General features: G+C 55.6%; 8 protein-coding genes. All 8 read left to right on the top strand.

All coding sequences use genetic code 11. From position 1 onward, the window contains the following. Positions 1–74 precede the first annotated feature (74 nt). The 8 genes from ACRSCF_RS05195 to ACRSCF_RS05230 all read left to right on the top strand — a co-directional run bounded on the left by ACRSCF_RS05195 (position 75) and on the right by ACRSCF_RS05230 (position 11,426). Positions 75–2,549 carry an ArnT family glycosyltransferase gene (locus ACRSCF_RS05195; protein WP_244387846.1) on the top strand — a complete coding sequence of 825 codons (2,475 nt, stop codon included), beginning with the start codon at positions 75–77 and terminating at the stop codon, positions 2,547–2,549. 33 nt (positions 2,550–2,582) lie between these two features. Continuing rightward, positions 2,583–4,445: a hypothetical protein gene (locus ACRSCF_RS05200; protein WP_244387847.1), complete on the top strand. Its 1,863-nt coding sequence runs from the start codon at positions 2,583–2,585 to the stop codon at positions 4,443–4,445. Between the two features lie 74 nt (positions 4,446–4,519). Next, positions 4,520–5,311, top strand: a complete 792-nt coding sequence (locus tag ACRSCF_RS05205; RefSeq protein ID WP_082254146.1) for an ABC transporter permease — start codon at positions 4,520–4,522, stop codon at positions 5,309–5,311. 6 nt (positions 5,312–5,317) lie between these two features. Further along, positions 5,318–6,091 (top strand): ABC transporter ATP-binding protein, encoded by a 774-nt coding sequence (locus tag ACRSCF_RS05210; RefSeq protein WP_034364857.1) that lies wholly within the window; start codon positions 5,318–5,320, stop codon positions 6,089–6,091. Positions 6,092–6,110: 19 nt separating this feature from the next. Continuing rightward, the gene (asnB, locus tag ACRSCF_RS05215; RefSeq protein WP_244387848.1) at positions 6,111–8,000 is read left to right on the top strand and encodes an asparagine synthase (glutamine-hydrolyzing); all 1,890 of its coding nucleotides are present in this window, start codon (positions 6,111–6,113) and stop codon (positions 7,998–8,000) included. Between the two features lie 57 nt (positions 8,001–8,057). Beyond that, entirely contained in the window at positions 8,058–9,188 is a 1,131-nt protein-coding gene (locus tag ACRSCF_RS05220) for a glycosyltransferase (protein WP_324622992.1), read from the top strand. A gap of 1 nt (position 9,189) precedes the next feature. Next, positions 9,190–10,323, top strand: coding sequence for a hypothetical protein (locus tag ACRSCF_RS05225; protein ID WP_034364878.1), 1,134 nt, complete (start codon positions 9,190–9,192; stop codon positions 10,321–10,323). Next, positions 10,320–11,426: a glycosyltransferase gene (locus ACRSCF_RS05230; protein WP_034364852.1), complete on the top strand. Its 1,107-nt coding sequence runs from the start codon at positions 10,320–10,322 to the stop codon at positions 11,424–11,426. Before ACRSCF_RS05225 ends, ACRSCF_RS05230 begins: the two co-directional genes overlap by 4 nt. The last annotated feature ends 8 nt before the right edge of the window (positions 11,427–11,434 follow it).

Genomic DNA, 11,434 nt, shown 5'->3' on the forward strand with positions numbered 1-11,434 from the left:
ATGCTGATCAAGATAGGTTGGCGACTATCCTTTGCATGTCCATAAAAGCCATTGACATTTAGAAAAACCGGATCATGTCTTTGACGATATTTGCCTGCTTGATGCTACTTTCAACAGCCGCCGGCTATGCAGCTGCGCGTCTGGTGCCTTGGCGCAGCGATTGGCATTTGCGCTGCCTTGCACTGCCGCTTGCCATCTTGTTGGCGCCATTTCTGCTCGGACTGTCAGTAATGATTGCTCTGGTGATTTTTCCCGGAGCGGAGCCTCAAAATCATGTGAAGGCTGCTGCGGCTGGTTTGTTGGTCCTCGCCTTTGGCTTGATCTTCGTGAAAAGGTCTCTACTGCCAGCGGTCAAAATGGCTCCAGCACCTAGAGGTGTGTGGTTCTGGCTGCTGGTGTTGGTGCTCGCAGCATGCGTGACGGACTTGCTGTATCTGGTTTGGCGGTTGCCCTTGACGGAAAATGATGCTCTGGAGTATGGCTTGGTTGGCAGGGCGATCTATGAAGCTCGCAGCCTTGCCGTTTACCCTCTGCTGGATCAAAGTGCATCTTCGTCAGGTTTTTTTGCTCCCTGGACGCATCCTCCGCTGTATCCCTCGCTGATTTATGCAGCCTATGCACTGCAAGAAAGTGCCGCTGTGTCTGGCTGGATGAAGCTTGTGGCGCCCTGGTTCTTGCTGGCTGCCGTGGTGGCCGTCATTGGCATGGGACGCCTTCAGAGTCTTCGCGCAGGGTTGATGGCTGGAGTTCTCTTGGTGAGTATGCCTTTGCTGGCCACGGGGGCGGAAACTGCAGCCATTGATTCACTTCCCGTTGCAGGTATGGCCCTGCTCATGATCGGGCTTGTGGGTTTGGACAGGGCGCACCGTTTCGCCGGAATCTATATGGGGGTGTTTGTCGGCCTTGCCCTGTGGACTCACTCACAGGCTATTCTGTATCTTCCCATACTAATGGCTGCCTTGGTGCTGACAGGTGGTATGCTGAATTGGCGATCCTCCCTGCGCCTTGCATTCTTCTCCTTGCTGGTGGCACTTTTGTTGGCTGGCTATCCTTATTGGCGAAATTTTGCCATCTATGGCACTCCGATTTCAGATAATCCTCTGGTATTTTCCCTGCCAAGCCTGGATTGGGACGGATTTTTCAAATACACGCGCTCTATATATGACTGGAGCAGCAGGCTGCAGTATGGTGTGTTCAAGGGATTAGTCGCAGTTCACAACTATGGCTTTATTTTCTGGATGGGAGCGGTGGCGTTGCTCTATCTGCTGTTCGCAGGCCGCTTGCGGCGTTGGTGGGGGGATGCGGGGAGATTGCATTCATTGAATGGAGCAGATGGCTCCATTCTTGTATCTCTGGCGATCTTGGTAATTTATTATGCAGGGGTCCTGTCATCCATATTCTTGAGTATGGATCTCATGATCAAGAACGACAGGTATTTGCTGGTTGTTGCACCACCCATGGCATTGCTGGCAGCGTGCGGAGTGGCGAGGCTTCTCGGTGATGGAAAAGAGGGATATGCGCTCCAAAGCAGGACGGTAAAATGGGGTCCGGTTGCAGTCATGACCACGCTATTCCTTGGTCACGCCGCTGCCTTTTTGCTTTACGGTAATTTGGCTCAATGGCTGCAGTTGCTGGAGATAACCAGACCGGATCCACTGAAGCCCCTGGAAGTGTCATTTCGAGAAAATCCTTTGGATAATTGGCACAGTATCCAGATAGCACAGAGTCTGCATGAGTATTCCTCGCCGGAAAAACGCGTTCTGGCGATGAGGCCGGCAGACATGTTTTACTCAAAACAAAGAATGCTCAGCTATCTGGATCCCTCGATGGTTCCAATTTATGGACAAAAGGAGTCGCATGAACTGAGGGCTCAGCTTCTGGCTATGGGGGTGAATCTGGTGCATGTCCAAAATTATTTGATTCCTCCTTTGACAAACTCTGGATTGATGGGCTTGCTGGCGGACCCGGATCTGACTACATTGGTGAAGGATTCTCAGTTTAACCAATTGTATGCGTTGAAGCTTCCATCCAAAGATACGCCTCATGCCAGGGGTGAGCCGCTGGATCTGAAGGCATGGTCGTGGGTGGAATATCCACGCATAGGTGTTGGTGGGCCGGCATTTTCATTGGGTAGCCGATTCTACAGGGTTGCCCAGCTTCCTGATTATGCATTCTCCGAAAATCGGCTGTTGGCCAAGAGTTACAGCCACATGCTGGAAGTGGGCCAGGTAGGGCGTTACGCGGCAATTGCCGGTACAAAGGCTGTGCCTATCGAGGTTTATCCTGAGAAGGAGTATCTGCTCGATTTCGATACAGAAGGCGAGGGATTCTTCCGAATATGGGTCTGGTTGCGCGGCAAGGATTCGGATGAATGGTCAGGGCCGAGCTTGGCTGGGGATTTTGTGCTCTCACCCCGCGTCGAGGAACTGAGATTCAAGCGGCGCATGAAGATTCCAAAAGACATGCACCGTATACGTATCGGTATAGAGCGTTATGGAATATCTCGGTTGGAGCTGAAGGATGCCCGGTTGCAGCAGCTGGCAGATTAGGCCCGCTGAACCAATGAGAAGATGCTGAAATCCATGAGTAAGAATTTTTTAATCTTGATGACGTTGGCCCGAAGAGTCATTGTGCCTCTAGCAGGGGCTGCAATGAGCTTAGGCTGGATTTCCGGGGCCTATTCTCAGCAGTCAGCACCTGTGCCAGTGGAGGCAGTGGGCATTCCTTCGATCATCACTGATGCAGAAATCCGTGGCGTGGTGCTTTTTCGGGGAAATTCCTGGCGCGTGGTGCGCGAGTTTCCTGGCGGATATATCGATGTGTTCCAGAAAGGTGCTCAAGGCATAGGCTGGATTCCAGTTGATTTGAAACTGGATTGGCGGAGGCGCATCCATCCCATGCAGATCGGTGAGGGGCGATCTGGCGAGTTGCTTATAGCCAGTTATGACGTTGTAGATAATTTACCCTCTGGTCGTAGTCAAGGGGTCGTGACGAATGGAATCGATGTCTGGCGATTGGACCGTCGGCCATCGGGAATGCCGGAGCCCGAGCGGATGCACGCCAATCTGCAGATAGGCGGCGTTGACTCCCTGCTTTATGCGGATTTCAAGGGCCTTCCTGCCAAGTTATGCGGGGAGAATCAGTGCTATTCGTGGACCTCTGCACATGATCTGAAAAAATGGAAACTCGAAGGTCTGGCCAATTATGAGTTTGTCGAACTGATATTCAGTGGGGAGCAAGCGGCGGCATTGTTGCGTCAACGGCATGATGACAGGCAGTCGGGGCCATTGGATGCAAATTATTCAAGTTATAAACTATCGAAATTAAAAATCGATGGTGCAGATATTTCATCGATTCCGGATGAGGGCATTCCTTGGGGATTGTATTGGAAAGATGGACAAGCGACCTATCATATGGCGACCGCAAAGGAGCAGTATCGCAAACTGTTTCTTTATGATCTGGCACGCATGCCTTTTTCTGGTGGCATGAGTTTTGGTAGCAATAATCTGGAGGGACGTATCGCTTGGGCACAGGTCTATTACCTCAATGGGATGATGTCCGTGGTTGGGGGGGCGGCCAAGGCGCTGTTTGATGCGCCTCCTGCGGGGCTGCGTGAGCGGGTTTTGCAGGAAGTGCAGTTGATTGCGGATCTCTGTGAAAACTCCTACCCTGGTTACCTTGTCAAGCGTTATTCACTGGACCGAGAGCCGCTTGAAAGCGTTCTCCATTTGTCCAGAATTGCATCGATTCTCGTCAGGGCGAAAGAGACCTCAGGGTTTCAGCTCAAGCAGTCCTGCATGAGCAGCTTGAAAAGGAGATTGGCGGCTTTCGACGGTACGTTGGAGGATCCCATGAAAATCGAGTTGGGTAGGCAAAAACTTCCTTACCTGCGTTTGCGCAAAGGTATTCCGTTTTGGGCAGATGGAATGAATGTTCCATATAACTATGTTTCTGCTTACGCCGAAGGTGTTCTAGCCTTGGGGGCCGATGAAGGCACCAAGAAGCAATTAGGCAAGATGCTGGAGGTTGTCCGCCAGCTGGAGCGATTGGATGGCCCTCAGTATCCTCGGACATGGCGTTATTGTGGCGGAATCTGCGATGAGGGCTGGAAGCGGGAGGATGCCATTTCAGTAAATGCTCCATCTTGGGCCGGAAATGGTAAGGCTTTGGCCCATGTGAGCTACAGGACCATGGATGCACGTGCCATCCTCGAGTTGGCACGGGCGAGGCCAGGTAGCGTGGATAGGCGCCTAGTTAAACATTTTCATGAATTGACGAGTACAGGCTGGCTGCTGCCATCAATGAACGAGGTGTTCTCTAAATCAGGCCCTATCGCCCTGATTTCCCCTGATGTGGCTCGCCGTTATGCTCGTTCCAGCGCGCCTTGGGAGATTCAATCCGCTGTCTGGGCTTTGAATCAATTGGCGCTGGATGCAGTAAAATAATATCGTATTTGCATTGCATAAATGGCTATTTATGAGAATAAAGGTGGGTTGGTGGATTTTTTGAGTATTCTTCAATGAAGCAATTGCGAAACTTTTCCGCCGATGTTTGGGCATCTTTGCATCTTTGGCGATTCTGGGTCCATTTGGGATGGGAGGATATTGCTCGGCAGTATCGTCGCTCCATTCTTGGCCCAGTCTGGATAACGCTGAATACAGGAATATTTATTCTGATATTTGGTTTGATAGGCGCTCAGCTCTTCAAATCTGGAGTGGATGAGTATCTTCCATATCTATGCGTAGGGCATGTTGTTTTTACCTGCATGTCGTTGATGATCAATGAAGGTTGTCAAGTTTATATGCAGGCCAGCCCTTATTTGAAGCAGGCACCATTTCCAAAATTTACTTTCGTTCTTAGGGTGGTCTGGCGCAATGTGATCATGCTTGCGCATAACGTACCCATTGTGCTGCTGGTGATTGGATTCACTTCGGGGTTGGGTCGTATAAAGTTTGGGTGGTTGCTATTGGGCCTAGTGCTGGTGTTGTGCTGCTCTGTGCTGCTTGTCGCGATATTGGGGCTTATCGCGGCACGGTTTCGTGATGTTCCCATGATTGTGACAAGTGGCATGCAGATCGCCTTTTTTGTCACTCCAGTAATGTGGCGTCCTGAGCAGCTGACAGAGCGCGCCCAACTTGCAGCATTGTTGAACCCCTTGGCTGCGTTGCTGGAGGTAATAAGGGCGCCGATGCTTGGAGCGGTGCCATCGACCGCTGCCTGGCTTCTGGTGCTGGCGACCCTGGTGGTGCTCTCTGGCCTTTGCGTGCTGCTCTATGTGATTGGGCGACGCAGGATTGTCTATTGGATTTGATGCACCATGGCTTATCTCGAAATGTCCGGCGTTTGTGTGGATTTCCCGGTTTTTTCCTCACAGTCGCGCGGCCTGATCAATTCCTTGTTCCGTTTTGAACGCTCTGTACAGCAGCGCATTGAGGCCAAGGGTGGTGGAGGGGTGACTGTCCACGCTTTGCGTGACATCTCACTGCACCTCAAAACGGGTGACAGGGTCGCGCTGATCGGTCGCAATGGTGCTGGCAAGACCACGATGCTGCGAGCAATGTCCGGGGTCTATGAGCCCGAACAAGGGGAGATTCGATCCAGCGGAAATATATCGGCGCTTACAGACCTGATGCTGGGAGTCGACCCGGAAGCCAGTGGCTATGATTTCGTGATAACCCGAGGAATCGTGATGGGCTTGACGAAGGCGCAGGCCAAAGGGCTGTTTGCCGATGTGGAGGCTTTCACTCAGCTAGGTGACTACCTGCATCTTCCAGTACGCTCCTACTCCACAGGCATGCTTTTGCGTTTGGCGTTCGCGATATCCACGGCCATTGTCCCGGATATCCTGCTGATGGATGAAATGATCGGTGTCGGTGATTCCCAATTCATTGAGCGCGCGAATCTTCGACTGAATAAGCTGATGAGCCAGGTAGAGATTCTTGTTCTGGCATCTCACAACGAGGAGATCCTGCGTGCTTTCTGTTCGACGGGCGTTGTGATGTCAGAGGGACGCATTGTCCATACCGGTCCTCTTGCGGAGTGTCTTGCGCTTCATAACGAACCGACCTTGCCAGCTACTGGCCTGTCCTGACTCAGGGGAATCCTGATATATGTGTGGTATTGCCGGTGGTGTGTGGGAGGGCTCCGATGTCGTTGCCGCGAGCCGGCAGCTGCATTCCAGTCTGGCGCTTCTCGTCCAGCGAGGTCCTGATGATGAAGGGCGCGATATCCTGCTCTTCAGGAATCGGGTGGTTGCGTTGGCGCAGCGGCGGCTTTCCGTCATTGACTTGAGCGCTGCAGGCCATCAGCCCATGTGGACTACTGACGGTCGGTTTGCATTGGTGTTCAATGGTGAAATTTACAACTATCGGGAACTGAGAAGGGAGCTGGAAGCTCTCGGGCGGATGTTCAGATCCCACTCTGATACAGAGGTTCTGCTACAGGCTTGGTGCGAGTGGGGAGAGGCGGCATTGCCGCGGCTGACCGGCATGTTTGCTTTCATTGTCTTCGATCGGCTGACAGGGCAATTGCATGGCGCCCGTGATGCGTTTGGGATCAAGCCGCTTTACTACTGCATGAGCGGTCGGGATTTCTGTTTCGCATCCGAGGTGCCTGCGCTTCAGGCACTCAGCGCACGCAAACCGGATCTGGACTGGCAGACTGCTTACGATTACTTGGCCCATGGCAGCTATGACACAGGTAGCCGAACTTTCTTGCGTGATGTCCATGGGCTGCCTGCGGGGTGCTGTTTCCTCTATGACGTCGCCGGTGGGCAGTTCTCGCAGCGTGCATGGTGGAGCCCGACTATTGCGCCGGTTCAGCGTTTGTCCTTGGATGATGCAGCGCAGGAGTTCAGGCGCCTTTTACTGGACAGCGTGCGTCTGCATCTGCGCAGCGATGTACCAGGAGGGGCGGCCCTGTCCGGAGGTCTGGACTCTTCGGCGATTGTCGGCTGCATGCGCCATCTCGAGCCTGATGTTCCCATCCATACCTTCAGTTTCATCGCGAAGGGCAGCGCGGTATGCGAGGAGCGCTGGGTTGATATGGTGAATGCCCAAGTAGGTGCCGTGGCCCACAAAGTGTCGATTGCTCCTGAGGAGTTGCTGACCGACCTGGATGACATGATTGCCGCGCAAGGAGAGCCTGTTGGCAGCACCAGTATTTATGCGCAGTATCGCGTGTTCCGTCTGGCGCGAGAGCATGGCACGATTGTCACCCTGGATGGCCAGGGCGCAGACGAGTTGTGCGGCGGCTATGTGGGTTATCCAGGTCCACGCCTGCGCAGCCTCATCGACGAGGGGCAATGGGCGCAGGCCCTGGACTTCCTCAGGGCCTGGGGCAAATGGCCGGGACGCAACCCCATGGACGGGCTGAAGGCTGCGGTGGCCGAGCTAGTGGGAGACGGGGCCTACCAGTTGCTGAGGCGGCTCAACGGCGCCGGGCCTGTGCCAGCCTGGCTTGATGGAAATGTCCTTCACGAAGCCGGTGTGTCGCTGCAGTTTCCACGGCCCATGTCAGCCGTGACGGCCCCGGGCAGGCGCATGTGTGCCGAGTTGGCGCGCTCGTTGCACGGAGTGGGCCTTCCTGCGCTGCTACGTCATGGCGACCGCAATTCCATGCGGTTTTCCGTGGAAAGCCGGGTTCCATTTCTAACGACATCTCTTTCGGATTTTCTGTTGACCTTGCCCGAGGAGTATCTGGTATCTGCCACTGGAGAGACCAAGCACCTCCTAAGGCGTGCCATGCGGGGGCTTGTCCCGGACGAGGTGCTCAATCGCAGGGACAAGATCGGCTTTGCCACACCCGAGAGAGACTGGCTGATGCAGATGGCTCCCCAGGTGCGTGACTGGTTGCGGGCTCCCCTGGATTTGCCATTCTTTCGGCAGGACGAGGTACTCAAGGCTTTCGATCAGGTAGTGGCAGGCAGCAGGCCTTTCAGCTGGCAAGTCTGGAGATGGATCAATTTCGCGCGCTGGCATGCCCACCAGTTCGGAGGATGAGCAGTGGCGCGAGTACTGTTGCTGTCCCTGTCCAGTCTCGAATCGGATCCGCGCGTCATGCGCCAGATCCGGGCCCTGGGGCAGGACCACGAGTTGCATGCGCTGGGCTTTGGAATGAAGCCGGTAGGCGTGCATGCGTTTACGCCCATTGCACAGGAACATGGTGGGGCGGTCTCCACGTTGTCCAATGCATTCTTGCTTGCAGCGCGCTTGCATGACCGCTACTACTGGCGCCATGCACAGATTCGCGCGTTAATGAAGGCTGCGCGCCATCTGCACGAAACCCATTTCGACCTTGTGCTGGCCAACGATGCCATGAGCTTGCCTGCGGCGCTGCGCCTGGCAGCTGGCGCACCTGTCTGGCTGGATGCGCACGAATATGCACCACGCGAGTTCGAGGATCGGATCGCCTGGCGCCTCTTGCTGGGTCCTTTTTTCGATGCGATATGCCGACGTGACCTGCCAAGGCTGGCACGCATGAGCACGGTATGCTCGGGGATAGCGCAGGAATACAGCAAGACGTATGGCGTGCCGGTTTCGGTTATGCCCAATTGCCCCGAGCCTGTCGACCTGCCCGTGCAGCCCGTGCGCGAAGACCGAATCCACATGATCCATCATGGTGCGGCCATTGCGTCGCGCAAAATCGAAGGCATGATCGACTTGGTGAAGCATCTGGATGGGCGTTTCCACCTTGATCTGATGCTGATGGAGCATGACCCTGCTTACATGGCGTGGTTGCGGCGCCAGGCCGAGGGGCAGGACCGAATTCGCTTTGTTCCTCCTGTTGCCATGCCTGAGATCGCTCTGCGCAGCAACGGATATGACATCGGCCTATTCCTCTTGCCACCATCAAATTTCAATTACCGCCACGCACTGCCCAATAAATTCTTCGAATTCATGCAGGCCCGTCTGGCGATTGCGATTGGCCCTTCTCCTGAGATGAAAGCCCTCGTTCAGGCCTTGGGTTGTGGTGTGGTTGCCCCTAGCTTCGAGCCGCGAGCTCTTGCGTCCGTGCTGAATGCGCTGACCAGTGCGCAGATCCATCGCATGAAGCAGCAGTCCGGCAAGGCGGGCTTGCGCTTCAATGCTGTCGCAACAAGGGACTGGCTGTGTGGCGAAGTGCGCGCATTGCTGGCAGGAGAAGCTGCCGGCTGCGATCCCTTCGGTGCGGGACAGGGAGTTTACTGATATGAGGGCACTTGTTCTGGGGACTCAGTCTTTCATTGACGGTGGCCCCAAGGTGGGGACGCAGTATCTGGCCCAGGCGCTGGCCGCTGCAGGTTGGCAGGTAGACTATCTCCCGACGCTCTCCTCGCCCTTTGACCTGGTGGGGCGCAAACGGCATGCGCGCCTGTTGCGGGCATGGGTGGGCAAGGGCGCTTCAGAGATAGCGCCGGGGCTGACTGAGTGGAGTGCGAAGGCACTCTTCCCTGCGCATCGCCTTTTCCTGCGGATGGCATGGCAGGCACGCTGCTACGGACTCCTGCTGCCGGCAAGCCTGCGCCGCACGCGCTTTGATGTATGCCTGACGGATGTGGCTCCCAATATGCTGCTTGCGCCTCAGATCGCGGCACGCGTGCATGTCTGCCGCCTCAATGACTGGCCCCAGGGGTTTGCAGGGGACTTGCATCCGGTTGCCATCGAGGCGATGGTTTCGACCTTGCGGGGGCCGGTATTCAGCGAGGTGTGGGCCGTTTCCGGCCCGTTGCAGGATTACTCGCACCAACTCAACCCACGGTTGCCTGTCCTATGCCTGCCCAATGGCGTGGATGCGGGGTTGTTGATGCCTGCTGAAAGCCGAAGATCTCCGCGCCGCGAATGCAGTGCTGTCTATGTAGGTGCAATGACGGCCTGGTTTGACAGGGCACTGCTGTGCGAGGTCGCGGCACTGATGCCGGACTGGAGTTTCGATATCTATGGGCCGGGTGGTGCATCTCGGCCCGGTGATCCTCCAAATCTGCATTGGCGAGGAGGCCTCTCGCGGGAGCGTCTGGCGCAAGTCCTGCCATCCTACGAAGTCGGGCTGATACCTTTTTGCGATCCCCAGGGGCGCATGCGCTATGTGGAGCGGCCTTTGAAATTCTATGAGTACATTGCGGCGGGACTGGGCGTGGCCTGCACGGATTTGGGCGCATTGAGGGGGGGAATGGCAGGATGGGCATGCTTTGGCAACGGACCAAAAGACTTCGCCCAGGCAATACGGGAAGCCCGGCTCCAGGCGTCCACGCTCTCCCCGGATGACACCGTGAAGTTTGTTCAGGAGAACGCTTGGCACTCGCGTGCGCAGGCGATGTTGGAGCGTCTGGATACATTGCTGGCATGACCGAGACCGACAACAAGCACTTTTTGCTGTACGACTTCATGCAGGTCGCCGGAGGCGCGGAGCGTGTCACCCTGACCCTTGCCCAGGCGCTACCTGGCTTTGAAACCTTGGTGAGCCGCTGCTATGCGCAGGCTCAACCCTTGCTGGATGCCTCGCCCGTACCTGTGAGGGAGTTGCGTGGGGGGTGGTCGTCTGTGTTGCCGCGCGTTCTTGAAAGCATGTGGTGCTTTCGATTCCGGGCTCGATGCCTGCGGGATGCACAACAAGTGGTGTACAGCGGGTTTTATTCCCCACTGGCTGTCTGGCAACAGCGCAGTGGGCAGCGCATTTATTACTGCCACACCGTTCCTCGCTATGCCTACGATCTTTATGAAAGCACGTTAGCCCAGTACCCCGTGGTGGTACGTCCCTTGTTTGCGCTGTTCGTGCGATGGTTCCGCTGCCGGTATGAAGCAGCCATCGGACAGATGGATCGCATCCTTGTGAACTCTGAAAACATTCGTCAGAGGCTGAAGCACCACACGGGACTGGAATCCGAGGTGGTATATCCGCCCGTAGCCACGCAGCACTTCAGACCTCTCGGCGACAAGGGCTACTATCTTTCAACCGCACGCCTTGTGCCCAACAAACGTGTAGATGTCATCGTCAGTGCTTTCACTCGCATGCCCCAGCACAAGCTGGTTGTGCTATCGGGCGGCCCGGATCTGGAGCGACTGAAGGCCTTGGCTCAGGGGGCGGAGAATATTGTGTTCACCGGCTGGCAGACAGATGAGGCACTGCGCCGCTGGGTTGGCGAAGCCCGGGCTGTGCTCTATTTGCCTGTGGATGAGGATTTCGGCATGTCACCCGTGGAGGCCATGGCTGCAGGCAAGCCAGTTATAGGCGTCGCACAAGGAGGATTGCTTGAGACCGTGACAGCCGGTGAGACCGGATTTCTCATAGCAGACCCGCCTACGTCCGATGCCGTTGTGGCCGCTGTTGCTGAGGTGGAGCAGGCGAGGGGTGCGCGGATGTCTGCCGCCTGTATTGCATCGGCCCAGAGGTTCACGGAATCGCGCTTTGTACAGCGCATGCGCGCGGAACTGGGGATGGAGGCTCAATGATGAAAGTT

Origin of the sequence: Delftia sp. 11MD, assembly GCF_050907895.1 — a bacterium.
Lineage (GTDB): Bacteria > Pseudomonadota > Gammaproteobacteria > Burkholderiales > Burkholderiaceae_C > Comamonas > Comamonas tsuruhatensis.